Below are 25,986 nucleotides of genomic sequence, written 5' to 3'. Positions count from 1 at the left end.
GGAAACCTCGAAAGGCGGGGCGGCGGATCCCGTGGAAATGGATCGGGTGGGTCACGGCCGCCTTGACCGGAACCGCGGCCATCGTCCTGGCCGTGGCGTGGTCCGTCATGAGCCGGGACGTGGACAGCTTCCTCACGTTCTTCGCCCTTAGGGTGCCCAAGACCATCACCAAGGTCCTGGACCGCAACGGGGACGTCATCGGCGTCTTCGCGGAGGAGAACCGGGTGGTGATCCCCTTCGGGGACATCCCCAGGGCCTTCGTGGGCGCGGTCATCGCCACCGAGGACTCCGACTTCATGAGCCACGGCGGCGTCTCGGCTCGGGGCTTCCTGCGGGCCGGCTTCAATTTCTTCACCAGCTTCGGCCGGCGAAGGGAAGGGGCCTCCACCCTCACCATGCAGCTGATCCGCACCGTCACCGCCAAGCGCCAGAAGCGCCTGGACCGCAAGCTCAAGGAGGTCATCCTCGCCCTGAAGCTGGAGAAGGCCTACACCAAGAAGCAGATCTTCGAGCAGTACGCCAACGAGGTGTACTTCGGCGGCGGGCGCTACGGCATCGAGGCCGCCTCCCAGTTCTACTTCGGCAAGAGCGCGCCGCAGCTGGGCGTGGAGGAGTGCGCCCTCCTGGCGGGCCTGGTGCAGAACCCGAACTGGTACAACCCCTACAATCCCGATCCCAAGGCCAGGGCCGCGGCCCGGGCCCGGCGCAACCACGTGCTCCGGCGCATGGCCGCCGAAGGCTACATCAAGGACGCCGACGCCCAGACCCTCTCGGAGCGCCCGGTGCGGCTGGCCCGGGAGAACGCCCGGGAGGAGCAGGTGGCTCCCTATCCCGTGGAGGAGGTGCGCCAGTACCTCTACCGGAAGTACGGCAAGGACAAGGTCCTGGAGGGCGGCCTCGAAGTCACCACCACCATCGACTCGGTCTGGCAGTCCGCGGCCAACGACGCCGTGCGCGCCGGGTTGCGGGCCGTGGACCGGCGCCGGGGCTACCGCAAGGACGGCGTGCAGTTCGTGGGCGACCCGGAGAAGGTCAACCTGCCGGGGTGGAACCGCTACTTCGAGGCGGGGGATTCGGTGCGGGGCGTGATCCTCGCCTGGAAGGCCGGGGGCGCCGAGGTGCGCATCGGCAAGCGCACCGTCGAGGTGCCCGATTCCGCCTTCGCCTGGGCGGGCTCCAAGACCATCCGGTCGATCCTCCTGCGAGGCGCGGCCCCGCTGTTCATCGTCAAGCAGGCCAACGAGGACGGCGCGCCGGTCAAGCTCGAGCTGGACCAGGAGCCCGACGTGGAAGGGGCCCTGCTGGCCGTGGACCCCGGCACCGGGGAGATCCGGGCCATGGTGGGCGGCTACGACTTCAAGCGGTCCATGTTCAACCGGTCCTGGCAGGCGGAACGCCAGGTGGGGTCCTCCATGAAGGCCTTCGTGTACGGCGCGGCGTTCGCCAAGGGCCTCAACCCCGCAACCATGGTCGAGGACGTTCCCACCCGCTTCACCTACGACGCGACGGTCTACGAGCCCAAGAACTACGAGCGGGACTACTGGGGGCCCATCCCCATCTGGGAGGCGATCCGCGACTCGCGGAACATGGCCGCCGTGCGCACCCTTGAGCTCACCGGCATCGACAGCGTCATCGCCTTCGCCCGGGCCGCGGGCATCAGCGGCCACCTGAACCCCTACCCCAGCCTCGCGCTGGGCGCCTCGGACCTCACCCTCAAGGAGATGGTGCGGGGCTACAGCACCTTCGCGCTGGGCGGGAAGCAGGCCCCGGTGCCCTTCCTCATCAAGAAGATCGTCGACCGTTCCGGGCGCGTGCTGGAGAACTACGAGCAGTCCCCCGGCGACCAGGTGGTGGACCCCATGAGCAACTTCCAGCTCATCCAGTGCCTGCAGGGCGTCGCCCAGCGCGGCACCGGCGCCAGGGCCAACGAGCTGAACTGGCCCGTGGCCGGGAAGACCGGCACCACCAACGACCACACCGACGCCTGGTTCCTGGGCTTCTCCACCCGCATCACGTGCGGCGTGTGGGTGGGCCTGGACGCCAAGAAGACCATCTTCAGGGGCGCCGACGGCGCCAAGGCGGCCCTGCCCATCTGGGTGGACTTCATGAAGGCCGCCCTGCCGTCCACCCCCAGGGAGGACTTCCCGGTGCCCGAGGGCATGGAGTGGGCCGACATCGACCGCTACACCGGCCTGACCGCCACCAGCGCCACCCAGGCCACGGACCTGGTTCGCCTGGCCTTCAAGCCCGGCACCGCCCCCAAGTCCGCCAGCACCGGCGAGGCCATCCAGAAGGTGCGCGAGGCCCGGCAGAAGGCCAACACCCAGCCCGTGGAGAACCGCGCCTGGGGCGCCAACCTCGCGGTCCCCGGCCCGCCGGTGCAGGTTCCCATCGAGCTGCCGTGAGCTTGCGCATGATGTGAATAGATCGTATATTCGCATCTCCACAGGATGCGATTAGCCGTGAGCCGCCCCAAACCAGCCCTTTCCTCCGCCAAGCCCCTCCGCCTGGCCAGGGGTCTGGTCCCTCCCGTCGACCGGATCCAGGACCGATGGATCTGGCAGCACCCGGATTGGCCCGCGTTCACCTGGAAGTGGGACCGGCTGGTGGAACCCCTGGGAAAGGCGCGCCAAGCGCTGGGCCGGCTCCAGATGGCAGGGAAGGTGCTGGCCCCGCAGTCCTCGCGTGAGGTTCTTTCGGAGATCCTGGCACTTGAAGGTGTCAGCAGCAGCGCCATCGAGGGCGAACGGATCAATCCGGCCTCCATGGCCACCTCCGTGGCCCGCCATCTGGAGTTGCCGGTGGACCCGGGCGCCCCCATCGACCGGAACGCGGAGGGCATCGCGGCCGTGCTCTGGGACGCCCTTCAGAACCATGCGGCGCCGTTGTCCCTGGAGCGCCTGTGCCGTTGGCACCGGGCCCTGTTCCCGGAAAGCAGGCCTGACATCGCCGTCGGGATCCTGCGCCCCGGACGGATCAGCGTCGAGACCCCGGTTTCCGAGGAGGAGACGATCGTCCACCTGATGGCGGTGCCCAGGGAGGTGCTGGAACCTGAACTGGAGCGTTTCCTGGACTGGTTCAACGAAGGATCGGTGAAGGCCGGATTGGACGGTCTGGTCCGGGCAGGGCTGACACATCTCTGGTTCGTGACGATCCACCCCTTCGATGACGGCAATGGACGCATAGGAAGGGCCCTGACCGATCTGGCGCTCGCCCAGGACCGCGCAGGCGTTCCCCTGGCCCGCATGTCGAACCGGATCCTCCAGGTCCGCCCGGAGTACTACGCGGCGCTGGAGCGTGCCCAGGCCTTCGGGAGCGGAATGGAGATCACGCCCTGGCTGGAGTGGTTCCTCGACCAGGTGGCCGAAGCCTGCCTTCAGTGCGAACAGATCGTGCGGCGCACGCTGGCCAAAGGGGCGTTCTGGGCAAGGCACCGGGAGGACGACATCAACGAACGGCAGCGCAAGGCTCTCAACCGCATGCTGGAAGCCGGACCCGGCGGATTCCAGGGCGGGATGACGACGCGGAAGTACGCGTCGCTCAACCGCTGCAGCCTCATAACGGCATCGAGGGACCTTTCGGATCTCGCCGCCATGGGATGCCTGGCCGCGTCGGGGGGAGGGCGGAGCACCTCCTATCAGGTCGAATGGACGGGTTTCCTGGCCTGACCGGGGCATTTGTCATGGCGACGTAAAAGTACGAATGGGTTCGTTGACAAATACGAACCGGTTCGTATTCTAGGGTCATCCCCCCCCTGGAGCCCCCATGACCCGATCTCCGATCCGCCCATCCGATGGCGAGCTCGCCATCCTGCGGGTGCTCTGGGACCGCGGCTCCGCGACGGTTCGCGAAGTGCACTCCGAACTTTCGAGGAGCCGGGACATGGGCTACACCACCGTGCTCAAGCTCATGCAGATCATGGTGGAAAAGGGCCTGGTGACGCGGGACGAGTCGACGCGCACCCACGTGTACCAGGCCGCCCAGGGCGAGGAGCCCACCCAGGCCTGCCTCCTGGACGACCTTCTGCAGAAGGCCTTCCAGGGCAGCGCCGCCTCCCTCGTGGTGCGGGCCCTGGGCAGCCGCAGGGCCACCGACGGGGAACTGGACGAGATCCAGGCTCTCCTGGCCCGCCTCAAGGAGGACCGGAGATGATCCCGTTCCTGACCCGCCTGGGGCTCGTGCTGTTCCACGCGCTTTGGGAGGTTTCGCTCCTGGGCCTCGCGGCCTGGGGCGGGCTCCTCCTGCTGCGCCGCAGGTCCGCCCGGACGCGGTACGGCTTCGCCTGCGCGATGCTGGGCGCCATGGTCGCGGTGCCGGCGGCCACCTTCCTGATCTCCGCTCCCGGGGAGCCTTCCCGGGCGCTGGAGGGGGCGGTGCGGGTGCTGGCGCAGGAAGGCCAGGGGGTCCCGGCGGCGACGCCGTGGCTCGCCCTGGCCTGGATCCTGGGCGCGTCGCTCATGACGCTGCGCCTGGGGGGCGGCCTGTGGTGGCTGGACCGGGCCTACGTCCGGCCCTCCGTCCCGGCCCCCGAGGCCTGGCGGGCCGCGGCCGCGAGGCTCGCTTCCCGCATGGGGGTCCGGCGTCCGCTGGACCTGCGCGTCACGGAGAAGGCGGACTCCCCCCTGGTCATCGGGTGGCGCCGCCCCGTCCTCCTCGTTCCGGCCGCGGCCTTCCTGAACCTCGACCCCGCGGCCCTGGAGGCCGTCCTGGCCCACGAGCTCGCCCACGTGGGCCGGGGGGACTACCTCGCCAACCTCCTGCAGTCCGCCGCGGAGGCGCTCCTGTTCTTCCATCCCGCCGCATGGTGGCTGTCCGGCCACGTGCGGGAGCTCCGCGAGCACTGCTGCGACGACGCCGCGGCCGCCGTCTGCGGGGATCCCTTCCTGCTGGCCCAGGGGCTTTCGGCCCTGGAGCGCCTGCGGCGGACCCTTCCCTTCGAATCCGAACCGCCGTTCGCCCTCGGCGCGGCCAAAGGAGACCTCATGCCACGCATCACCCGCCTCTTCAAGCCCCGGGACGCCAGCGTCCCCTCCTTCCGCGGCCTCGCGCTCCTCCTGGGCGCCGCCGTCCTCGCGGGGGCCGCCGTCCTCGCGTGCCAGACGCCCCGGACCCGGCCCGTGGCCGAGCTGGACTTCAGCCAGGTGAAGGTCGCGCACCAGCCCGACGCCCCCGCCTACCCGCCCCTGGCCAAGATCGCCCGCATCCAGGGCACGGTGGAGGTCCGCGTGACCGTCGACGAGCAGGGCGTCCCTGTGGCCGTGGAGGCCGTCTCGGGCCCCGAGGAGCTGCGCGCCACCGCCATCGACTACGCCGGCTCCTGGAAGTTCGCCCCCGTGGTGAGGGGCGGCAAGGCCGTCAAGGCGCGCTTCACGATCACCATGCCGTTCCGGCTGCGGTAGGCCGCGTGCGCGCGATCGCGGCCTGCCTCCTCCTGCTGTGCGCCTGCGCCCGGCCCAAGGCCTGGCCCGAGCAGGTCCGCGCCGCCCTGCCTCCGGTCTCCGGAGGCCGGGACTTCGAGGCGGGCTTTCGCAACGGCGCCGACATGGTGCACGAGGCCCTGAAGTCGGGAATCCGGCCCTTCCGCCCCGTGCTGGACCGGCCCGCGCCCCCGCCGCGCCTGCTGGGGCCGGCCCCCGAGGGCCTGGAGACCCCCCGGCCCCTGGCCGACCTGGACCCGGACACGGGCCTCCTGGTGGTTTCGGTGGCCGGCGGCGGGGACTTCTCCCGCGGGCAGGTGCAGGGCTTCGACTGGGCCCTGGGCGCAGTCGGGCAGGGCCTCGTGCGCCCCATGGCGAAACCGGCTCCGCCCGCGGACTGGAGCCCCTGGGAGGAGCGGCTGACGCTCGCCTCGGGGTCCCGGTCGGTGGACCTCCGCTGGGCGCCGGGCCTGCTGGCCTGGAGCCTGGCCGAGGCGGGGTTCCCCCCGCGGCGGGGCTGGCGCCCCTGGAGCGATCCGGCCCCGCCCGCGTGGGCCGCCTTCACCGGGGACGTGCTCTGGGCCCAGACACGGGGCGGCCAGGCCCTGTCCATCGACCTGGCCTCCGGGGGCATCATCGAGGTGCGGCCAGGTTCCGCCCACGCGGCGCCCGGCAGCCTCGAGGCCTTCCGCGCGTCCGTGGAGCGGGAATTCCGGTCCGCGGCCTTCCAGGAGGAACTGGCCGGCCTGCGAAGCAGGGCCATGGCCGGCGGCATCCCGGAGATCCTCGCGGTGGGCCGGCGCCTCAGCGGCATGGGCGAGGCGGCCGAAGCCGAGGCCTACGCCTGGTTCAGGAAGGCCGCGGACCTGGGCGATCCCACGGCGATGCTGAACATCGGCGTGCGCCTCCACCACGGCCTGGGCGTGGCCGCGGACCGGGCCGCCTCCGGCCTCTGGCTGGACCGGGCCGCGGCGGCGGGCCTGCCCGAGGCCGCGGCGATCAGGACCATGCTGGAACAGGCTCCATCCGCCTCGGCAGGTAGCCCCGCGCCACCAGCTCCCGCCGCAGCGCCTCCGCCCCGGTGAACCGGATGGCGTCGAAGCCCAGCGCCTTGGCGGCGTTCACGTTGGCCGTGGAGTCGTCGATGAAGACCGTGCCCGCGATGGGGATGCCGCAGCGCTCCGCGGCCACCTTGAAGATGGCGGGGTCGGGCTTGACCAGCCCCTCCCGCCCGGACACGACGATCTCCTGGAACCAGTCCAGGAACGGGTAGTGCTTCCGGGCCATGGGGAAGGTCTCCGCGGACCAGTTGGTGAGTGCGTAGAGGGGCTGGCCGAGGTCCTTCAGCTCCGTGAGGAGCTCAACGGCGCCGGGGACGGTGCCGTTGAGCATCTCCTCCCAGCGGCTCCACCACCAGCCGATGGCCTCCCGGTACTCGGGCCAGGAAGCCTGCTTTTCCCGGATGGCCTCGGCGAAGGGCCTGCCCCCGTCCAGGGCGAGGTTCCACTGGGGGGTGCAGACGTTCTTTAGGAAGAACTCGGTTTCCGCGTTCCCGTAGACCTGCCGGTAGAGGTGCCTCGGATCCCAGTCGATGAGGACCCCGCCGAGGTCGAAGAGAAGGGCTGGTCGATCGGGCACGCGGTTCCTCCGTGCCTCCAGCTTACTAGTCGCGGCGCTTCTTGGGGAAGTCGCCGGGCTTGCTGGTCTTCCACGCGGGCTTCACGTAGGGCTTCTTGGCGGCGTAGGCGGGCTTCTGGCCGGGAGTCCAGCCGGGCTTCTCGCCGGGCCGGGGCTTGAAGGGGCGCTTCTCGGACGAGTAGTCCTTCTGGGGCGCGTCGGGGATGTCGAAGCCGTCGTGCTCGGGGCCTTCCACCATGGAGAGGAGCGCGGCCACCAGGGAGGCCGGGTCGCGGCCCTCGAGCATGCGCCGGGCCACGTCCAGCAGGGCGGGGGACTCCTTCTCCTTGAGCTTGTCCACGAGCCGGCGCGTGCGCAGCTCCTTGATCTCGGCCTGGGTGGGCACCCCGCGCCAGTCCAGCTTGAGGCCGCCGCGGCGGGCCCAGGCGAGCAGGATGCGGGATTCCTTGAAGCTCACCAGGGCCAGCGACGCGCCCTTGGAGCCGGCCCGGCCCGTGCGTCCCGAGCGGTGGATGTAGCTCTCCATCTGGGTGGGAATGCCCATGTGGACCACCAGGGGCATGCCTTCCACGTCGATGCCGCGGGCGGCCACGTCGGTGGCCACCAGGTAGCGCAGCTTGCCTTCCTTGAAGTTCGACATGATGCGGTTGCGGGCCTGCTGGCCCAGGTCCCCGTGGAGGCAGTCGGCGATGAGGCCGGCGTCCCGGAGGGACTGGGCCACTTCCTCGGTCTGCACCTTCATCTTGGTGAAGATCAGCGCCGCGGTGGGTTCGTCGGCCAGGAGGAAGTTCACCAGGGCCTTGGTCTGCAGGTGCTCGGCCATGATGCAGGGGGTGTGGTCGATGTCGGCGTGCTGGCTGTTGCCTTCGGCCTGGGCGTGGTTGATGCGGAAGGGATTCTTGAGGAACCGCTTGGCCAGGCTCGCGATGGGGGCGGGCAGGGTGGCCGAGAAGAGGAATGTCTGGGGGTCCGCGGGCACGCCGGAGAGGATCTTCTCCACGTCCTCCAGGAAGCCCATGTTCAGCATCTCGTCGCACTCGTCCAGCACCACCATGGAGATGCCGGAGAGATCGAGGGTCTGGCGCGTGAGGTGGTCCTGCACGCGGCCGGGGGTGCCCACCACGACCTGGGCGCCGTACTTCAGGGCCTTGAGCTGGGGCACGTAGCTGAGGCCGCCGACCAGGAGGGCGACGTCCAGGCGCGGCATGACGCTCTGGAGCTCCTCGGCCACCTGCTGGGCCAGTTCGCGGGTGGGGCAGAGGACGATGGCCTGGGGCCTGCGCTCGTCCTTGAGGCGGTGGAGCAGGGGCAGGCCGAAGGCCAGCGTCTTGCCCGATCCCGTGCGGCTCTGCACCAGCAGGTCGCGTCCCTCGAGTCCGGGCTGGAAGGTCTCCTGCTGGACGAGGGTTGGGGTGGTGAAGCCCCTGCGGCTCAACGCCGACAGAAAAGGCTCGGAGCAGCCCAGGGCTGCGAAGGTCTCGGTGGTCAAGTTGTCTCCCGGGGCGTCGCCGGATACATCGGAGCTGAACTGCGCCTGCCGGACCTGGCCCAAACAGCTAGTCTCCCACGAAAACCCCTTGAACGCCAGGAGTATTGTCGGGAGGCGTACCATGGGATAATGCCGCCATGATCACAATCCTGCTCATTCGTCATGGGATCGCCGAAGATCCCAGACACGGCCTCAGGGACTCCGACCGGGGCCTCACGACGGAGGGCTGGGAGAAGACGCGGTCCGCCATGAAGGGCCTCGTGCGCCGCGGCTACGCGCCGGCGCGGGGCATCTCGAGCCCCTTCCGCCGCGCCGCCGAGACCATGGTCTGCCTCAAGGAGGCCACCCCCGAGGGCTTCCCCGTGGGCTGCTGGGACGGGCTGGAGCCGTCGGGTTCGGCGGGCGCCGTAAGGGAGTGGCTGGACCTGATCGTGGGCCAGGCGCGCCCCTTCGAGATCATCGCCCTGGTGAGCCACCAGCCCCTGTGCTCGGACCTGGTGCTGCACCTCACCCGCAAGAGCATCGACTTCAAGAAGGCCAGCTGCGCCGTCCTGCACTGGGACGGCGTCCGCTTCTCCCTGGCGGCGCACTTCACCCCTGCGGAACTGCGGGGAGACGCTTGAGGACGGCCGGACAGTTCGCCGCCCTCCCCGGCGGCGTGACCCTCCACTACCGCGTCCAGGGCCGGCCCGGGGCGCCCTGGATCGTGCTCGTCAACGGCCTTCTGTCGGACACCACGATGTGGGCCGGGGTGCTGCCCGGGCTCACCCCGCGGTTCCGGGTGCTCACCTTCGACTGCCGGGGGCAGGGGCGCTCGGATGCTCCCCTCGAGGGGCCCTACACCGCGGCGCAGATGGCCCAGGATGCCTGGGAGCTCCTGGAACACCTGGATATCCGGAGGCCGTGGCTGGCCGGGCTCTCCAACGGAAGTTCGGTCGCCCTGGAGCTCCTGGCCGCCCATCCGGGAGCCTTCCCCGGGGCCGTGCTCACCAGCGCCATGGCCCGCACGGACTTCACCATGCGCCTGCGGCTCGAGCACTGGCTGCACTGCCTCGACCTGGGCGGGCCCGGGCTGCAGTTCGACGCCGTGGCCCCCTACCTGTGGGGGGACCGGTTCCTGGAGGCCAGGTACCAGGTCCTGAAGGCCTACCATGAATCAAAAAAGGAAGACGGCAAACCTTTCCACGGTTCACGACACCAGATAACAGGTGCTCTCCAATGGGACATTCGGTCGCGGCTGATGGCCATCCAGGAACCGGTCCTGTGTCTGGCCGGCGCCGAGGATCTGCTAACCCCCCCCTGGAAGTGCCTGGAAGTCGCCCAGGCCCTTCCGTTCAGCCGCTTCGAACTGGTGCCAGGCATCGGGCACGCTTTCCCCGTGGAGGACCCCCATCGTTATTGTGAAAAAATGACGACCTTCATATCTTCTTATTAACAATTCCGGCAAGATTTTTTTGTCATTCTCTTCCGATGGGTTATGATTCTCAATCCCAACCTCGTTACCGTTACCCGCATCCCCAAGGGGGGAATCCATGCCCATTGAAACCCAAGCCCCGGCAGTCCTGAGTCTTCAGGATCTGAAGGAGCAGTCCATCGGCCGCCTGGCCGAGATGGGCAAAGCCTACGAGATCGAGAACCCGCTGGGCATGCGCAAGCAGGAGCTGATCTTCCGGCTCCTGGAAGCCCAGGCCCAGCGCGAGGGCCTGTTCTTCGCGGAAGGCGTCCTGGAGGTCCTCCCCGAGGGCTTCGGCTTCCTGCGCGCCCCCGAGCACAACTACCTGGCAGGCTCCGACGACATCTACGTCTCCCCCAGCCAGATCCGCAAGTTCGGCCTGCGCTCGGGCGACACCCTCTCGGGCATGATCCGGCCTCCGCGCGGCGACGAGAAGTTCTTCGCGATCATGCGCATCGACGCCATCAACTTCGATCCGCCCGGATCGGCGAAGGAGCGCGTCCATTTCGACAACCTGATCCCCCTGTACCCCACCCAGATGCTCAAGATGGAGCGGGACCCGCAGGAGCTGAGCACGCGCGTCATGGACCTCATGACGCCCCTGGGCAAGGGCCAGCGCGCCCTCATCGTCGCGCCGCCCCGCACCGGCAAGACGGTGCTCATGCAGAACATCGCCAACAGCATCACCCTGAACCACCCGGAGGTGTTCCTCATCGTGCTCCTCATCGACGAGCGCCCCGAGGAAGTGACGGACATGGAGCGCAACGTGAAGGGCGAGGTGGTCTCCAGCACCTTCGACGAGCCCGCCACGCGCCACGTCCAGGTGGCCGAGATGGTCATCGAGAAGGCCAAGCGCCTCGTGGAGCACAAGAAGGACGTGGTGATCCTGCTGGACTCCATCACGCGCCTGGCGCGTGCCTACAACACGGTGGTGCCGCTGAGCGGCAAGGTCCTCTCCGGCGGCGTGGACTCCAACGCCCTGCAGCGGCCCAAGCGCTTTTTCGGCGCGGCCCGCAACATCGAGGGGGGCGGCTCGCTCACGATCATCGCCACGGCGCTGATCGAGACCGGCTCCCGCATGGACGACGTGATCTTCGAGGAGTTCAAGGGCACCGGCAACTCCGAGATCTGCCTGGACCGCAAGCTCAGCGACAAGCGGATCTTCCCCGCCATGGACATCCAGAAGTCGGGCACCCGCAAGGAGGACCTCCTCATCGAGGCCGCCAGGCTTGCCAAGATCTGGGTGCTGCGCAAGATCCTCAGCTCCAGCGGACCCGTGGAGAGCATGGAGCTGCTGCTGGACCGGCTCGGCAAATCCAAGAACAACGACGATTTCCTGGCCAACCTGCAGGACGCGCCGGCTCCCGGGGGCCGGCGATAGGAATTCACAGGGCGTTTCCCGCGTCGGATTGGACGGATGCTCCCCACCATGGGAGTCTGGACCTGCACCTCCCGGAGGACCGCATGGCCCAGATCGAGATCCCGCTTTCCAGCCGCAAGAAGATCGCCCTGGTCGCCCACGACCACAAGAAGCCCGAGCTCCTCGAGTGGGTGCAGTTCAACAAGGCCCTGCTGCTCGAGCACGAGATCTTCGCCACGGGCACCACCGGGACGCTCCTGGAGCAGATACTGGGCCCTGACATCACCAAGCTCTTCAGCGGCCCCCTGGGCGGCGACCTCCAGATCGGCGCCAAGATCGCCGAGGGGGAGATCGACCTGCTGATCTTCTTCTGGGATCCCCTGGAGCCCGCGCCCCACGACCCCGACGTCAAGGCCCTGCTGCGCATCGCGGCGGTGTGGAACATCCCCGTGGCCTGCAACCGGTGCTCGGCGGACTTCATCATCTCCTCGCCCCTGATGACCGAGGAATACATGCGGCTGGTGCCCGACTACCGGGCGCACCGGGACCGGCTCAAGACCGACAACTAGGAGGCTGGCGGCGCGTCACCTGTTCCTCTTCCATGCCGGCCGCGCGTCGGCGTCCGCCACCGCCCGCCCCAGCTCCAGGATGAACTGCGCCTGCTGCACCATGCCCCGCAGGTCCCAGGCGGGGTCGTACCGGTCCGAGGGGCGGTGGTAGATGCCCTGGTAGGAGGCGCCCTTGGCCCGGGAGGCCTCCGGGTTCTCCAGGTAGTCCCCCTGGCCCAGCAGGCTGAAGCCGGGGCTCAGGGCGGGGATGCCGGCCTTGGCGAAGGGGTAGTGGTCGCTGCGGAAGTAGAGGCCCTGGGTGTCGGGCTCGGGCTTGCGAAGGGTCATGCCCAGGGAGGCCGCGACGGTGCGGCCCAGGTCGAGGAGGGTGCTGCGCTCGCCGCCCAGGAACTCGATGTCGCGGCTGGGGCCCACCCAGTTGAGGCTCTCCAGGTTCAGGTCCGCCACGGTCTTCGCCAGGGGCCACAGGGGCTGGCGCACGTAGCCCTCGGCGCCCAGGAGGCCCTGCTCCTCGCCGCAGGTGAACAGGAAGAGCTGGGTGCGCCTCGCGGGGTGGCCCGCGGAAGCCTGGGCCAGGGCCAGCAGGGATGCCACGGCGGAGGCGTTGTCCACGGCGCCGTTGTAGATGCGGCCGTCCTGGATGCCCAGGTGGTCCCAGTGGGCGGAGAAGACCACGGCCTCGTCCTTGAGGTCCGTGCCGGGGAGGAGGGCGGCGACGTTGTACTGGGGGAAGGTGCGCACGGCGCTTTCCAGGCGGGCCTTGGCGGTGAGCTCCAGGGGCACGGGGCGGAAGTCGCGGGTGGCGGCGAGACGGCGCAGGGCGTCCAGGTCGCGGCCCCCGGCCTTGGCCAGGCGGCGGGCGAAGGCCTCGGTGATCCAGCCCTCCAGGGGCGCCAGGCGGGGGCCGGAGGCCACCATGAACTTCTCGCCCTGGAAGCCGGCGGTGACCACGGACCAGCCGTAGGTGGCCGAGGCGTCGGTGTGCACCAGGAGGACGCCGGCGGCGCCCTTGCGCGCGGCCTCCTCGAACTTCGTCGTCCAGCGGCCGTGGCGGCTGAGGCTTCCGCCCTCGAAGAGGCCCGGTTCGGCGGCGGTGGGCGGCGGCTCGTTCACGAGCATGAGCAGGAGCTTTCCGCGGCAGTCCGCGCCCTTGTAGTCGTCCCACCGCTCCTCGGGGGCGTCGATGCCGAAGCCCACGAAGAGCACGGGGGCCTCGAAGGCGGTCTCGGGGACGCCCTGCCCGCTGGTGGCCACCACGTCCTCGAGGAATGCCGGGGAGAGGGCGCCTCCGGGGCCGCGGAAGGTGATGGAGCTCTTCGCCAGGAGCGTGCGCGCGCCCAGCACGTCGATGCGCTGGCGGTAGCCGGCGCCGTTGGCGGGGGCCAGGCCCAGCGCGCGCACCTGCGCCTCCAGGTAGGCCACGGCCAGGTCGCCGCCGCGCTGCCCCGTGCCGCGGCCCTCCAGGAGGTCGTCGGCGAGGAAGGCCAGATGGGCGCGGATGGGGGCCTCCTGCACCTTCGGGGTGCCCCCCTGGAGCATGGCGAACGCCAGAAGGGCGGGCAGGGGGTTTCGCATGGTCACAGGGGCCAGGGGCCCGCTCCTTGGCGCAGGAGGACGGGCTCGTCCCCGGTGAGGTCGACGACCGTGGAGGCCAGGCCCGCGGGCTCCCCGCAGTCCACCACCAGGTCCAGCAGGTAGCCCAGGGCCTCCTGGATCTCCCAGGAGGTCGTCAGCGGCTCCTCGCCGGAGACGTTGCAGCTCGTCGTGATGATGGGTTCGCCCACCAGGCGCGTGATGGCGCGGCAGAAGGTGTGGTCGGGGATGCGCAGGCCCACGGTGCGCTTGCTCTGGAGGTAGCGCGGCACCTCGCGGCTGCAGGGCAGCACCGCGGTGTAGGGGCCCGGGAACATCTGCTTGAGGATGCGGAAGGTGGGCGTGTCCAGGTGGCGGGTGTACCGGCAGAGCATCTCCATGTCCGCGCAGAGGATGGACATGGGCTTCTTGGGGTCGCGGCCCTTCATGGCCTGGATGCGGTCCACGGCCTTCTTGCGCGAGACGAGGCAGCCCAGGCCGTACAGCGTGTCCGTGGGATAGGCGATCACGCCGTCGCGGGAGAGGATTTCGGCCACCTGGTCGAGGTGGCGCTGCTGGGGGTTCAGGGGGTGGAGGGAGAGGATCATGACGGTTCCAGGTTATCCCAACGGGCCCGTCCCGCGCTGGGGTGGCGATCGGGGCGCTGGAAGAAGCGCTCGGCCAGGGCCGGGTCCAGCACCCCCGCGGAGCCGGCGCGGCGGGCCTTCAGGGCGAGCAGGGCCACCACGGTGAGGCTGTCGGTGATCTCGCCGGCGAGGACGCGCTCGACGCACTGGTCGAAGGGCTCCCGGTGGCAGGTGAGCTCCTCGGTGTCCTCAGGCCCGTGCGCGCCGTCGGAAGGTGTCAGGTCCCGGGCCAGGAAGAGGAAGGTCTCCTCGTCCGTGCTGGAGTTGCTGGTGTGGAAGAAGGCCAGGGGCTCCCAGGTGGCGGCCTCCAGGCCGGCCTCCTCCGCGAACTCGCGCCGGATGGACTCGAAGGGGCTCTCGTGGGCCTCGCCGCCGCCTTCGGGGATCTCCCAGGTGTAGGCCTCCAGGGGGTAGCGCCACTGGCCCACCAGCACGACCCGGTCCTGGCCGTCCAGGGCCAGCACGCCGCAGGCGGTGCGCCGGAAGCCGCACACGGCGTAGCGGCAGCGGCCCCCGGCGCGGTGCTCGGCGTGGTCCTCCCGCAGCCGGATCCAGGGGGAGTCGTAGAGGACCTTCCGGTCCGTCACGCGGTAGGGGTTGGGATCGGCTGGGACGGGCAGGGGCGGGAGGCTCACGTGGTTCCCTGAAAAAAACAAGCGCCCGCTGCGGGAGCGGGCGCTGGTACTTCGTCGGTTGGGTCCGGACTAGCGGCGCAGGCCCAGGCGCTCGATGAGCGTGGTGTAGCGGGCCTTGTCCTTGCGGCGGAGGTAGTCCAGCAGGCGGCGGCGCTGGCCGACCATGATCATGAGGCCGCGGCGGCTGTGGTAGTCCTTTGCGTGCACCTTGAAGTGCTCGGTGAGGTCGTTGATGCGCTTGGTGAGGATCGCGACCTGGACCTCGGGCGAACCGGTGTCGGTGTCGTGCTGCTTGTAGTCCTCGATGATGATCTTCTTCTGTTCGACGTTCAGGGCCATGGTCGGCTCCTTTTGGGGTGAGTTCCCGTCACCTTTGGACCAGCCCCGAGCCGGCTCCAAGGTCAAGTCCGGAGGCTCCGGACGGTGTCAAGAATGGTGCGGATAAAGGGACTCGAACCCCCACGACCTTGCAGTCACTAGCACCTGAAGCTAGCGCGTCTACCAATTCCGCCATATCCGCATTTTTGCGCTGTCCCCCCTCGAGAGTCCATTTGTGCGCGAAACATAATCGTAGCCTGGGTCAGTGCCGGGATCAAGCGCCAATTTCACCACTGGCGGTACGGAATCCCGTTCGAGCCGGTCCCGGGGGCCAGGCTGTACACGTCGAACACGTTGCCGCCCCCCCAGCTGGAGCTGGTGGCGTCGTCGGCCATGGAGCGCATGCCCCACTCGGGCTTGTTGGTGAATGGATCCACCGGGATGCGGCGCAGGAAGCGGGTCTTGCCGATCTTGCCGGTGACGGGGACCCCTTCCACCAGGCTCTCCAGGGTCTCGGGATAGCCGTTGTTCTCGGGGGGCGGGGACTTGATCTTGTTGCCGTCGGCGGCGGCCTTGTAGGCGTCGATGGCCATGCGCATCTCGCGCAGGTCCCGGCGCAGCTCCAGCTCCCGCTGCCGGCGCACGCCGTTGCGGGCCATGGGGATCACCGCCGAGGCGAGGATCACCAGGACCGTGGCGGTCACCAGCATCTCCAGGAGCGTGAAGCCGCGCTGGCGCAGGGTCATTGGATGGTCACCAGGGAGTTCACGTAGCGCGCCGGGATGGGGTTGGCGCCCACCAGGTACTTGCCGTCCTGGATCATCACCGTGGCCTTGCCGGGTTCCACGGCCTCCAGCTCGATCACGGCGAAGGTGCCGCTGTCCGAGGCGCCCGTGGACCGGTTGAAGGTGAGCAGGACGAGGCCGTCCTTGGCCGGGGCCTGGGAGAGGGCGCCGCCCTCGGAGGTGAGGAAGTCGCCGGCGTTCACCGAGAGCACCTTGAGGCGGGGATCCACCTGCAGGGTCATGGTGCCGGAGGTGAGCCCCTGGGCCCCGCTGGCGAAGAGGTTCAGCGAGAGGCGCTGGCCCTTGGCGGCCTCGGTGGACAGGGGCGACATGAAGAACACCAGGGAGGAGGAGGCGTCGGCCATGGGGGCCGGGGCCGGGGCCGCCTCCTTGGGGGGCTCGGCGGCGGCGGGCTTGGCGGGGACGGGCGCGGGCACGGGAGCCGGAGCCGCTGCGGGGGCTTCGGGCGCCCTGGGGGCGGCCTTGGGCGGAACCGCGGACGTCTCGTCCTGCAGCCCCGAAGGCAGGGGCTTGCGCTCGGGCTTGGGCGCGAAGGGCTTGGAGGCGCCGGGGGCCTGGTCCGGGTCGAAGGGGCCGAAGTCCTCCTCCCCCAGGTCCGGCTTGCGCACGATGACGGCGCGCAGGGTGAGCAGGACGTCGGTGCGGCTCTTGTTCTTCTGGTTGCTGCCCAGGAGCTTGCCCAGGATGGGGATGTCGGTGATGCCCCAGATGCCCTGGAGGCTCTTGGTCTCGTCCTCCTTCAGGAGTCCGCCGAACACCGCGGTCTCGCCGTCCCTGAGCCGGGCCGAGGTCTCGATGATGCGCTGGCCCAGGTCGGGCCGGCCCTGGGTGGAGCCGGCCTTGAGGGTCTTGACCTCCGATTTCAGGTCGATGGTGATGTCGCCGTTGAAGTGGACCCGGGGCTTGACGGTGATCTTCACGCCCACGTCCTCGTAGCTGTACTGGGTCTGGGTGGCCAGGGTGCCGCCCAGGCTCGCCAGGGCCGAGGCCGCGGTGGTGCCGGTGGTGCCCGCGGTGGAGGTTCCGCCCAGGCTGGACTGGGTGGTGCTGATCTTCTCACCGATGTTGACCATGCCCGTCTCGCCGGAGATCACCCGCACGTTGGGGCTCGCAAGCAGCTTGCCCTCTCCGCTGCTCTTGAGGGCGTCCAGCGCCAGGGGCGCGAAGAGGAAGTTGAGGCTGGATTTCGAGATGCGGATGCCGCCGGTGTTGGAGTTGAAGCCGGAGGTGGTGTTGCTGGTGATGGCGCCGATGCGGTAGATGCCCGAGGTGGCGCTGGTGTCGGTGAGGTTGGCGGTGGGCAGCAGGCCCACCTGCTCCTTGGCGGTCTCGCTCACTTCCACCAGTTCGAGGTACACCACCACTTCGGCCTTGGCCTTGTCCAGCTGGGCGACGATGTGCTGGGCGATGGACAGGTCCGTGGCCTTGGCCTGCACGGTGATGGCGTTGAGCCGCTTGTCGATGAACACGCGCATGGTGGGCAGGATGGCGTTGAAGATCTGGCGCACCGCGTCCACCTCGGCGTTGGAGAGGTAGAAGGTCTGGATGAGCTTGTTCTCGTAGTCCGTGAGGTTCTGGGGGCTCTTCTTGAAGACCATGATGGTGTTGGGGTCGAGCACCTTGTAGAACAGGTCGCTCTGGAGCATCAGGGTGTCGAGCACGCGCTGGAAGGAGAGCCCACGCAGGTCCACGGAGACGGTCGGGTCCTGGGCGCTGGCGGAGCTGTGGAGGATGATGTTCACGCCGGAGGTCTTGCTGAGCTGCATGAAGATCTCGCGCAGGCTCGTCTTGCGGGTGAAGTTGAGGTCCATGCCCTCCAGGGAGCGGGGATTGATGGGCAGGGCGGGCCGGGCTTCGGCGCGCTGGCGGGCCTCCTCGACGCTGTTCTCCTTCTCCTCCGCGGCGCGCTGGCGGGCCGCGGCCTCCTCCAGCCGCGTCATCCAGTCCACCGCCACCTGGTTGGAGGGGTCCAGCACCACGGCCGAGGCCACCTCGCGGCGCACCTCGTCCTCCCGGCCCCGCTTCTTGGCGTCCCTGGCCTTGATCAGGTGGGCCTCGGCGGCCAGCGGCGCGGTCTTGCGGAAGCCGATCTTGGCCTGGATGTTGCCCGGATCCTTGTTCAGGATCTGGCGGTACTGCGCGAGCGCCTCCTCGTACTTGCCCTCGTCGAAGGACGCCTGGGCCTTGTGGAGGGCGCAGCCCAGGGCGAAGACCAGGGACAGCGTGACCGCGAGGGTCTTGGCCAGGTGATCGATGGTGGGTCGCAGGGTTCGCATCTTATCCTTCCGGTGGGTTTCAGAATTCATTGGCCGGTCCCGACCCGGAGTGGCCGCGGGGTTCCACGGCGTCGATCCGGAACTTGATGTCGGCGAACTTCACGTTCTGGAATTCGGCGGAGGCCTCCGTGACCTTGACGAGGCGCCACTGGGGGTTGAAGAGATCGCCCTGCTTGTAGGTGACCGGCTCGTCGCCCTTCATGAACGCGCCCAGGCGCCCGGACTTCTTCGTGCCCAGGTAGCCCAGGAAGCGGAGCCCCTGGGGCTTGCTCGCGGCCTGCTGGGCCCGGTCCGCGGCCAGGGCCTGGGCCGCGAGCTGTTCGGCGGTGGGCGGGGGCGGAGGGGGCGGCGGAGGCGGGGGCGGCGGCGGCGGGGGCGGGGGGCCTTCGAAGAGGAAGAGGTCCCGCAGCATCCGGTCCTCCGTGGGCAGTTCCCCGGCCTTGTCCAGCCTGGCCAGATCCGGCAGCTTCTGGAGCTCCCGGGCCTGGCGGTCGCCCAGGGCCACGGCGGCCGCGCGGCGGGCCTCGGCGCCCTTGGGGACGGCGGCCGGAGTGGACGAGGGCCACAGGTACCAGACCATCACCGCGAGGGCCGCCAGGGCGACCTGCACCCGGCGGTTGGACTTCAGGTCCTGGAGCATGGCCTTGGCGTCGGTGCCCTTGATGCCTTTAAGGGGTGCGCTCATGCTCCCTCCCCGGGTTCGAGGGCGGCGCCGGGGGCCTGGCGGAAGGCCCTCAGGACCACCGTCAGATGGGCCCCTTCGGGGCTCTCGTCCAGCTTGGCGCTGACCACCGCGAAGGGCAGCCTGCTGCCCTCCAGGGCGAGCATGTAGGTCTTCAGGCTCTTGAACACGCCCGTGAGGGTGAACTCCACGTCCACGGCCTCCAGGAGGCTGCCCTTGGCGCCCTCCTTGCTGGGCGCGCCGTACTTCACGGAGACGAGGCGGACCCCGTGCTTCTGCGCGAGCTCGAAGAGCTTCTGGCTGAGCTTCCAGTGCAGCTTTCCGATGCTCTCGGCGGGCATGTTGCGAAGGAGTTCGTCCAGGGCCTTGCGGTCGGTCCGGATGCGCTCGGCCTCGGCCTGGTACGCCTTGAGGTCGGCATTCTTGCGCTCCAGGTCCCGGGAGGCGTCCTGGGCGGCCTTGAGGCTGCGGCCGCGGCGCTGGGACGCGTCGGGCAGCACGAACAGGAGGATGGCGAGGCCCAGGACGGCCATGACGCCGCCGCCGACGAGCCGGAGGGTGCTGGAGCGAAGCGGCGCGATCATTCCTCACCTCCGCCGGAAGGCCGGGGCCGGGACCTCGGGGGCCTCGGGGTCCTGGCGGGGAAGGGGTTCTGCGGGACGGCCGGGTTCATGAGGGTGGGGACGTAGGGATCCCGCGCCGGGGGCTCGACGGCGGCGGGGCGCGGCGCGACGGGGCGGGGCGCGGCGGGGGCGGGCGCGGCGGGCCTTGGCGCCTCGGCCTTGGGGGCCGCCTTGGACGCCTTGGCCTGCGGGCCGTACTTGGGCAGGGGCTTGTAGGGCGGCGGGACGGAGAAGACGGCCAGGGTGTACTCGAAGTCGACCCCTCCGCCCTGGCGGTCCGATTCCCGCTCCAGGATCACCTGCTCGAAGAAGGGGTTCTTCTGGATGGACTCCACGAGGGCGGCCTCGGCCTCCCGGGTGCGGGCCTCGCCCCGGACCTTCACCTGCACCTTCTGGTCGGATCCGCGGGTGCGCTGCAGGGACTTGAGGCGCACGTCGGGCACCATGCTCCGCTCCAGTTCCGCGGTGAGGCGGGACCAGGGCAGGCTGCGCTCGGTGAAGATGCGCTCGGCCAGGCGCCACCGGGGCAGCTCCTTGGCCACATCCACGGAGCGGAGCTCGTCCATGACCTTGCGCTGGGAGTCCTCGATGAGCCGGGTGCGGGCGTTGGTGGCCACGGTTAGCTTGCCTGCCCGGGAGGCCTGCTGGTAGGCCCTCAAGGTGAAGCCCAGGGCGCCGGCCAGGACCAGGCCGCCCGCGGCCAGGGCCGCCCACCCGATGAGGGCGTGGTTGAGGCGCCAGAGGGTGCTGGGGGGGGCGAGGTCGAGCTTGAGTGCGGGAACGGCCATCAGAGGGCCTCCTGGGCCGGGATTTCGGGCTGGAGGATCCGGGTGGCGATCGAGCAGTCGGGCCACGTGGCGGCCCCCCACACCAGGACCTCCTGCGGCGAGCGGGAATCCCGCTGGAGGTAGGCGGAGGAGGGGAGCACCCGCTCCTGGATCCAGGCCTCCGCGGTGGCGGGCTCCGTCCACTGCCTCAGGAGGGCCAGGTTGCGCCCCCAGGAGGCCAGGGTGCCGGTGAAGGTGTCGGGACCGGCCGGACAAAGGGACAGCAGCATGCCGGGAACCTCACGGCTGGCGGCCAGTCGATTGTAGAGCCAGAGCCAGCGGGGGATGAGGCTGCGGATGGGCCGGCCCAGGGTGAGGGAGGCCTGCAGCCAGGCTTCCCGGGTCGTCTCGGCGATGCCGGCCAGGAGCCACGCGTTCTCTCCCAGGTCCAGGGCCTGCACGGACTGCGGGGCCTCCAGGGCCAGGCTCTGGTTGAACCGCCACTTGAAGAAGGCCTCCCGTGCCTCGGAACCCGCGGGGACCTCCACGATGTCCCGGATCAGCAGCGACGGGATCCAGGCGTCGTCCACCACCCAATGGGTGGGGCCGGGGGGAAGGCCCTCAAGCGCCATGACCAGCACATCCTGGGTGATGGGGCCCGACAGGTTCCGGGACTGGCCGCCGGCGTGGATGCGGTGGGGCTCCAGCCAGACCACGGATGCTGTTTTGGTCCCCAGGGTCATGGCGGTCATCTGCTAGGTCCCCCATGGGCAGGGTTTGCAATAGGGGGAATGGTTCCACGGTTCATCGGCAAGGGAACTCCGGCTCAGGCGAATCGACCCCCCATAGTATCGCCGGGGTTGGTGATTCCCAAGGGCGTGGACGGATTCCTGCCTTTTTTTCTACCAGTGGCGGTAGGCGATCCCGTTGGCGCCCTCCCCCGGGGCCAGGCTGTGGACGTCGAAGACGTCCCCGCCGCCCCAGGTGGCGCTGTCCGGATCGTCGGCCATGGAGCGAAGGCCCCACTCGGCCTTGCCGGTGAAGGGATCCGTGGGGATGCGGCGGAGGAGCCGGACCTTCTTCTCCTTGCCCGGCACCGTCACCCCCTCCACCAGGGCCTCCAGGGAGGCCGGGTAGCCGTCGTTGGCCGGCGGAGGGCCCTTGGCCGCGTTCTGGAGAGCGGCCGCCCTGTAGCCGTCGATGGCCGCGCGCAGCTCCAGGAGCGCCCGGCGGAGCTGCAGCTCCCGGTCCCGGCGCACCTTGTTCATGGCCAGGGGCAGGATGCCCGATGCGAACACGGCGAGCACCGTGGCCGCCAGGGCCATCTCCAGGAGGGTGAAGCCGCGGCGGGTCACGGAGCCGCCTCCGGCGCGGGGGGCTCGGGCCGTGCGGGGACGGGCTCGTCCCGCAGGCCGGACGGAAGGGGCCCGGGTTCGGGCCTTGGCGCGAAGGGCTTGATGGCGGTGGCGGTCTGGTCGGGGTCGAAGGGGGCGAAGTCCGATTCGCCCAGGTCGGGCTTGCGCACGATCACGGCGCGCAGGGTGAGGATCACGTCGGTGCGGCTCTTGTCCTTGCGGTTGTTCCCGAAGAGCCTGCCCAGGATGGGCAGGTCGGTGATGCCCCAGACGCCCTGCAGGCTCCGGGTCTCGTCCTCCTTCAGGAGTCCGCCGAAGATCGCCGTCTCGCCGTCCCGGAGCCGGGCCGAGGTCTTGATGATGCGCTGGCCCAGGTCGGGCCTGCCCTGGGCCGAACCGGCCTTGAGGGTCTTCACCGTGGACTCCAGGTCGATGGTGATGTCGCCGTTGAAATGGACGCGGGGCTTGACCTTGATCTGCACGCCCACGTCCTCGTAGCTGTACTGGGTCTGCGTGGTGAGGTTGCCCCCGAGGCTGGCCAGGGCGTTGGACGCCTGGGAACCCGCGGCGGCCGGGGCGCTGCCCAGGCCGCCCAGCTGGGACTGGGTGGTGCTCACCTTCTCCCCGATGTTCACCTCGCCGGTCTCACCCGAGACCACCCGCACGTTGGGGCTGGCCAGGAGCTTGCCCTGGCCGCTGGCCTTGAGGGCGTCCAGGGCCAGGGGCGCGAAGAGGAAGTTGAGGCTGGACTTCGTGATGCGCAGGCCGCCGGCGTTGGTGTTGAGGCCGCCGTTCATGGAGGAGGTGGTGGCGGCCAGGCGGTAGATGCCCGCGCCCGCGCCGGTATCCGCAAGGCTCAGGGTGGGCAGGAGGCCCACCTGCTCCTTGGCGGTCTCGCTCACCTCCACCAGCTCGAGATAGACGACGACCTCGGCCTTGGCCTTGTCCAGCTGGCTGACGATGCGCTGGGCGATGGGCAGGTCCGAGGCGCGGGCCTGCACGGTGAGGGCGTTGAGCCGCTTGTCCATGAACACGCGCATCTGGGGCATGATCGCGTTGAAGATCTGCCGGACGCTGTCCACCTCGGCGTTGGAGAGGAAAAAGGTCTGGATGAGCCTGTTCTCGAAATCGTTGAGGTTCTGGGGCGTCTTCCTGAACACCATGATGGTGTTGGGGTCGAGCACCTTGTAGAAGAGGTCGCTCTGGAGCATCAGGGTGTCCAGGACCTTCTGGAAGGGCATTCCCCGCAGGTCCAGGGAGACGCTCGGGTCCTGGGCGCTGGCGGAGCTGTGGAGGATGATGTTCACCCCCGAGGCCTTGCTCAGCTGCTGGAAGATCTCCTTCAGGCTGGTCTTGCGCGAGAAGTTCAGGTCCAGGCCCTCCAGGGACCGCGGATTGATGGGCAGGGCCGGCCGGGCCCCGGCGCGCTGACGGGCCTCCTCGATGCCGCCCTCCCTCTCCGCCTTCTCCCGCTTCCGCGCCTCGGCCTCCTCCAGGCGGTTCATCCAGTCCACGGCCACCGCGTTGGCGGGATCCAGCACCACGGCCGCGGCCACTTCCCGGCGCACCTCCTCCTCCCGGCCCTGCTTGCGGGCCTCCCGGGCCTTGACCAGGTGCGCCTCCGCGGCGAGGGGGGCCGTCCTGCGGAAGCCGATCCGGGCCCGGATGTTCCCGGGGTCCTTGGCGAGGATCGCCCGGAACTGCTCCAGGGCCTCCTCGTACCTGCCCTCGTCGAAGGTGGCCTGGGCCTTGTGGATGGCGCAGCCCAGGGCCAGCGTGAGCGCCAGGGCGGCCGCGAGGGCCAGGGGGAGGCGGTGGGGAGGGGTCGTCGGCATCATTTCCTTCCGGGAGGCTCAGAATTCGTTGGAGGGGACGCGGGCCGCCGGGCCCCGGGCCTCGATGGCGTCGATGCGGTGCCTGAGGTCGGCGAACCTCACGTTCTGGAATTCGGCTGTCGCGTCCGTGACCTTCACCAGGCGCCATCGGGGATCAAGGAGGCTGCCCTGGGCGAGGACCAGGGGCTCTTCGCCTTTCATGAAGGCCCCCAGGCGCCCGGATCCCGCCGTTCCCAGGTAGCCCAGGAAGCGGAGCTGGGGCTTGCCCGCGGCCTCCCGGGCCCGGTCCGCCGCGAGCTGCCGGGCCGCGAGCTCCTCCGGGGTGGGCGGAGGCGGAGGCTTTTCGGGCCTGGGCGGCGGCGGCGGAGGCGGGGGCGCCTCGAAGAGGAAGAGGTCCCGCGCCATCCGCGCGTCCGGGGGCAGCTCCCCGGCCTGGGCAAGGGCCGACAGGTCGGGCAGCTTCTGGAGCTCCCGGGCCTGGCGGTCGCCCAGGGGCGCCGCAGGGCGCCGCCCGGGACCGGCCGGCTTCGGGGCCTGGGCGGAGGGCCACAGGAGCCAGACCATGACGAACAGGGCCGCCAGGGCCGCCTGGACGCGCCGGTTGGTCTTGAGGTCCTGGAGCATGGAACCGGGGTCGGCGCCCTTGAGGTACGGTTTCATGGTTCCTCCTCCCCCGCGCCCGGGGCTCGCCGGAAGGCCCGAAGCGTCACCGTGAGGTGCGCGCCTTCCGGGGCCTCGTCCAGCTTGGCGCTCACCACCGCGAAGGGCAGCCTGCCGCCCTCCAGGTCCAGCATGAAGGCCTTGAGCTCGCTGAAGACTCCGAACACCGTGAACTCCACGTCCACCGCCTCCAGGAGGGCATCCCTGGCGCCCTCCCTGGCGGGGGCGCCGTACTTCACGAAGACGAGGTGGGCGCCGTGCCTGCCGGCCAGTTCGAAGAGGCGCCGGCTGAGCTTCCACTGGAGGTTGCCGACGGTCTCGGCGGGCATGGCGCCCAGGAGCTCGTCCATGACCTTCCGGTCGACCCTTATGCGCTCGGACTCGGCCTGGTACCCCTTGAGCTCATCCTCCTGGCGCTTCAGGGCCGCGGAGGCCTCCTTCGCGGCCTTCTCGCTGCTTTCGCGGCGCCTTGCGGCGCTGGGCAGCGCGAAGACGAAGATCCCCGCCCCCAGGAGCGCCATGGCTCCGCCGGCGACGGCCCTGAAGGTGCTCGAACGCAGCGTCGTGAGCACGGTCACCTCCGGGGCAGGGGGACGAAGGGGGGCGGCACGGAGTGGGCGGCGAGGGTGCACTCGAAGTCGACCCCGCCCCCCTGGCGCTCGCTTTCGCGTTCCAGGATCACCTGTTCGAAGAAGGCGTTTCCCCGGAGGGCCTCGACGAAGCCCACCTCGGCCTCCCGGGTCCTGGCCTCGCCCCTGACCTTCACCTGGACCTTCCGGTCCGCTCCCCGGGTGCGCTGCAGGGACCGCACCCGCACCCCCTCCACGAGGCTGCGCTCCAGCTCCGCGGTGAGCCGGGACCAGGGCAGGCTGCGCTCCAGGAGGATGCGTTCCGCCAGGCGCCACCGGGGCATCTCCCGGGCCACGTCCACGCCGCGCAGCTCGTCCAGGACCCGGCGCTTGGCCTCCTCGGACTGGCGGGTGCGGGTGCGGGTCTGCACCGCCTGCTGACCGGCCCGGGAGGCCTGCCGGTGGGCCCTCAGGGTGGCCCCGGCCGCTGCCGCCAGCACCAGGGCCCCCGCGGCCAGGAGGGCCCAGCCAATGGCGGCGTGGTTGAGCCGCCAGGGGGAACTGGGCGGGGCCAGGTCGAGCCGGAGGGCGGGGACGGCCATCAGAGGGCCTCCCGGTCCGGGAGGTCCGGGGGAAGGATGCGGCGGGGGATTCCCAAGCCGGGCCAGTCCGGGGCGCCCCACACCAGGAGCCCGTGGGGGCTCCGGGACTCCCGGTGGAGGTAGGCCGCCGAGGGCAGCACCCGCTCCTGGATCCACGCCCCGGGGGTGGCCGGGTCGGTCCACTGGCGCAGGAGGGCCAGATGGCGGCCCCAGGCCGCGAGGGTGCCGGTGAAGGCGCCTTCCCCGGCCGGGCACAGGGACAGGAGCATCCCCGGCACCTCCCGGGATGGCGCGAGGCGGTTGTAGAGCCAGAGCCACCGGGGCAGGAGGCTCCGGATGGGCCGGCCGAGGGTCAGGGAGGCCTGGATCCAGGTTTCGCGGGTGGCCTCGGGGAGGCCCGCCAGGAGCCAGGCGTTGTCCCCCAGGGAGAGGGCCTGCACCGCCTGGGGGGCCTCCAGGGCCAGGCTCTGGCCGAAGCGCCACCGGAAGAACGCCTCCCGGGCCTCGATCCCGGCGGGGAGCTCCACGATGTCGCGCAGCAGGACCGAGGGGATCCAGGCGTCGTCCACCACCCACCGGGCCGGGCCCGGGGGGAGGTCCGCCAGGGCCATGACCAGGGTGTCCGCCGTCAAGGGACCCGAAATGGCCCGCTCCCGCCCTCCGGCGTGGACGCGATGCGGTTCCAGCCATACCATGGAAGCTTGTCCACCTCC

The 25,986-nt window shown here is 70.1% G+C and carries 27 protein-coding genes and 1 tRNA gene; 9 read left to right on the top strand and 19 right to left on the bottom strand.

The window, feature by feature from the left end; translation table 11 throughout:
- The first annotated feature begins 62 nt into the window (after positions 1–62).
- From ACZ5MC_RS14260 to ACZ5MC_RS14240, 5 genes are all read left to right on the top strand, one after another.
- On the top strand, positions 63–2,405 hold the full coding sequence (locus ACZ5MC_RS14260) for a penicillin-binding protein 1A (RefSeq protein ID WP_306601166.1): 2,343 nt from the start codon (positions 63–65) through the stop codon (positions 2,403–2,405).
- 57 nt (positions 2,406–2,462) lie between these two features.
- Complete coding sequence (locus tag ACZ5MC_RS14255; protein WP_464516102.1) at positions 2,463–3,668, top strand: Fic family protein; 1,206 nt, start codon at positions 2,463–2,465, stop codon at positions 3,666–3,668.
- A gap of 97 nt (positions 3,669–3,765) precedes the next feature.
- Complete coding sequence (locus tag ACZ5MC_RS14250) at positions 3,766–4,152, top strand: BlaI/MecI/CopY family transcriptional regulator (protein ID WP_464516101.1); 387 nt, start codon at positions 3,766–3,768, stop codon at positions 4,150–4,152.
- Positions 4,149–5,399: a M56 family metallopeptidase gene (locus ACZ5MC_RS14245; protein ID WP_464516100.1), complete on the top strand. Its 1,251-nt coding sequence runs from the start codon at positions 4,149–4,151 to the stop codon at positions 5,397–5,399. Before ACZ5MC_RS14250 ends, ACZ5MC_RS14245 begins: the two co-directional genes overlap by 4 nt.
- Before the next feature lie 5 nt (positions 5,400–5,404).
- On the top strand, positions 5,405–6,502 hold the full coding sequence (locus tag ACZ5MC_RS14240) for a hypothetical protein (protein ID WP_464516099.1): 1,098 nt from the start codon (positions 5,405–5,407) through the stop codon (positions 6,500–6,502).
- On the opposite strand, the gene ACZ5MC_RS14235 is transcribed toward ACZ5MC_RS14240, so the two are convergent.
- Positions 6,417–7,055 (bottom strand): HAD family hydrolase, encoded by a 639-nt coding sequence (locus tag ACZ5MC_RS14235; protein WP_306601161.1) that lies wholly within the window; start codon positions 7,053–7,055, stop codon positions 6,417–6,419. The genes ACZ5MC_RS14240 and ACZ5MC_RS14235 overlap by 86 nt on opposite strands.
- A gap of 25 nt (positions 7,056–7,080) precedes the next feature.
- Positions 7,081–8,544 (bottom strand): DEAD/DEAH box helicase, encoded by a 1,464-nt coding sequence (locus tag ACZ5MC_RS14230; protein WP_306601160.1) that lies wholly within the window; start codon positions 8,542–8,544, stop codon positions 7,081–7,083.
- A gap of 137 nt (positions 8,545–8,681) precedes the next feature.
- On the opposite strand from ACZ5MC_RS14230, the gene ACZ5MC_RS14225 reads away from it, so the two are divergent.
- The 4 genes from ACZ5MC_RS14225 to ACZ5MC_RS14210 all read left to right on the top strand — a co-directional run bounded on the left by ACZ5MC_RS14225 (position 8,682) and on the right by ACZ5MC_RS14210 (position 11,926).
- Positions 8,682–9,167, top strand: a complete 486-nt coding sequence (locus ACZ5MC_RS14225) for a SixA phosphatase family protein (protein WP_306601159.1) — start codon at positions 8,682–8,684, stop codon at positions 9,165–9,167.
- Positions 9,164–9,979, top strand: a complete 816-nt coding sequence (locus tag ACZ5MC_RS14220; protein ID WP_306601158.1) for an alpha/beta fold hydrolase — start codon at positions 9,164–9,166, stop codon at positions 9,977–9,979. Before ACZ5MC_RS14225 ends, ACZ5MC_RS14220 begins: the two co-directional genes overlap by 4 nt.
- A gap of 127 nt (positions 9,980–10,106) precedes the next feature.
- Positions 10,107–11,378 carry a transcription termination factor Rho gene (gene rho / locus ACZ5MC_RS14215; RefSeq protein ID WP_306602284.1) on the top strand — a complete coding sequence of 424 codons (1,272 nt, stop codon included), beginning with the start codon at positions 10,107–10,109 and terminating at the stop codon, positions 11,376–11,378.
- An 83-nt stretch (positions 11,379–11,461) separates the two neighbouring features.
- Positions 11,462–11,926 (top strand): methylglyoxal synthase, encoded by a 465-nt coding sequence (locus ACZ5MC_RS14210; RefSeq protein ID WP_306601157.1) that lies wholly within the window; start codon positions 11,462–11,464, stop codon positions 11,924–11,926.
- A 15-nt stretch (positions 11,927–11,941) separates the two neighbouring features.
- Here the strand turns inward: ACZ5MC_RS14210 and ACZ5MC_RS14205 are convergent, their stop codons facing one another.
- The 17 genes from ACZ5MC_RS14205 to ACZ5MC_RS14125 form a co-directional block, all read right to left on the bottom strand.
- Complete coding sequence (locus ACZ5MC_RS14205; protein ID WP_464516098.1) at positions 11,942–13,501, bottom strand: M28 family peptidase; 1,560 nt, start codon at positions 13,499–13,501, stop codon at positions 11,942–11,944.
- A 2-nt stretch (positions 13,502–13,503) separates the two neighbouring features.
- On the bottom strand, positions 13,504–14,106 hold the full coding sequence (locus ACZ5MC_RS14200) for an L-threonylcarbamoyladenylate synthase (RefSeq protein ID WP_306601155.1): 603 nt from the start codon (positions 14,104–14,106) through the stop codon (positions 13,504–13,506).
- A complete protein-coding gene (locus ACZ5MC_RS14195; protein ID WP_306601154.1) occupies positions 14,103–14,780 on the bottom strand; it encodes an NUDIX domain-containing protein in 678 nt (225 codons plus the stop codon). The genes ACZ5MC_RS14200 and ACZ5MC_RS14195 overlap by 4 nt, the downstream gene beginning before the upstream one ends.
- A 69-nt stretch (positions 14,781–14,849) precedes the next feature.
- A complete protein-coding gene (rpsO, locus tag ACZ5MC_RS14190; protein ID WP_306601153.1) occupies positions 14,850–15,119 on the bottom strand; it encodes a 30S ribosomal protein S15 in 270 nt (89 codons plus the stop codon).
- A gap of 94 nt (positions 15,120–15,213) precedes the next feature.
- Positions 15,214–15,300: transfer RNA gene (locus ACZ5MC_RS14185), tRNA-Leu, on the bottom strand.
- 85 nt (positions 15,301–15,385) lie between these two features.
- A complete protein-coding gene (locus ACZ5MC_RS14180; protein ID WP_306601152.1) occupies positions 15,386–15,844 on the bottom strand; it encodes a type II secretion system protein in 459 nt (152 codons plus the stop codon).
- Complete coding sequence (locus tag ACZ5MC_RS14175) at positions 15,841–18,180, bottom strand: secretin N-terminal domain-containing protein (protein WP_306601151.1); 2,340 nt, start codon at positions 18,178–18,180, stop codon at positions 15,841–15,843. The genes ACZ5MC_RS14180 and ACZ5MC_RS14175 overlap by 4 nt, the downstream gene beginning before the upstream one ends.
- Positions 18,181–18,199: 19 nt before the next feature.
- A complete protein-coding gene (locus ACZ5MC_RS14170; RefSeq protein ID WP_306601150.1) occupies positions 18,200–18,865 on the bottom strand; it encodes a hypothetical protein in 666 nt (221 codons plus the stop codon).
- Entirely contained in the window at positions 18,862–19,446 is a 585-nt protein-coding gene (locus ACZ5MC_RS14165) for a hypothetical protein (protein ID WP_306601149.1), read from the bottom strand. Before ACZ5MC_RS14165 ends, ACZ5MC_RS14170 begins: the two co-directional genes overlap by 4 nt.
- Entirely contained in the window at positions 19,443–20,273 is an 831-nt protein-coding gene (locus ACZ5MC_RS14160; protein ID WP_306601148.1) for a PilN domain-containing protein, read from the bottom strand. Before ACZ5MC_RS14160 ends, ACZ5MC_RS14165 begins: the two co-directional genes overlap by 4 nt.
- Entirely contained in the window at positions 20,273–20,995 is a 723-nt protein-coding gene (locus ACZ5MC_RS14155; protein ID WP_464516097.1) for a hypothetical protein, read from the bottom strand. Before ACZ5MC_RS14155 ends, ACZ5MC_RS14160 begins: the two co-directional genes overlap by 1 nt.
- Positions 20,996–21,154: 159 nt before the next feature.
- A complete protein-coding gene (locus tag ACZ5MC_RS14150; protein ID WP_306601146.1) occupies positions 21,155–21,607 on the bottom strand; it encodes a type II secretion system protein in 453 nt (150 codons plus the stop codon).
- The gene (locus ACZ5MC_RS14145; RefSeq protein WP_306601145.1) at positions 21,604–23,442 is read right to left on the bottom strand and encodes a secretin N-terminal domain-containing protein; all 1,839 of its coding nucleotides are present in this window, start codon (positions 23,440–23,442) and stop codon (positions 21,604–21,606) included. Before ACZ5MC_RS14145 ends, ACZ5MC_RS14150 begins: the two co-directional genes overlap by 4 nt.
- Before the next feature lie 18 nt (positions 23,443–23,460).
- Complete coding sequence (locus tag ACZ5MC_RS14140) at positions 23,461–24,102, bottom strand: hypothetical protein (RefSeq protein WP_306601144.1); 642 nt, start codon at positions 24,100–24,102, stop codon at positions 23,461–23,463.
- On the bottom strand, positions 24,099–24,674 hold the full coding sequence (locus ACZ5MC_RS14135) for a hypothetical protein (RefSeq protein WP_464516096.1): 576 nt from the start codon (positions 24,672–24,674) through the stop codon (positions 24,099–24,101). Before ACZ5MC_RS14135 ends, ACZ5MC_RS14140 begins: the two co-directional genes overlap by 4 nt.
- 2 nt (positions 24,675–24,676) lie before the next feature.
- The gene (locus ACZ5MC_RS14130; RefSeq protein WP_306601142.1) at positions 24,677–25,273 is read right to left on the bottom strand and encodes a PilN domain-containing protein; all 597 of its coding nucleotides are present in this window, start codon (positions 25,271–25,273) and stop codon (positions 24,677–24,679) included.
- Positions 25,273–25,968, bottom strand: coding sequence for a hypothetical protein (locus tag ACZ5MC_RS14125; RefSeq protein WP_464516095.1), 696 nt, complete (start codon positions 25,966–25,968; stop codon positions 25,273–25,275). Before ACZ5MC_RS14125 ends, ACZ5MC_RS14130 begins: the two co-directional genes overlap by 1 nt.
- Positions 25,969–25,986: the final 18 nt, after the last annotated feature.

The organism is Mesoterricola sp. JemC181 (genome assembly GCF_055384585.1).
Note: the sequence above shows the minus strand (reverse complement) of the source record. Positions and strands in the feature narration are given on the sequence as shown.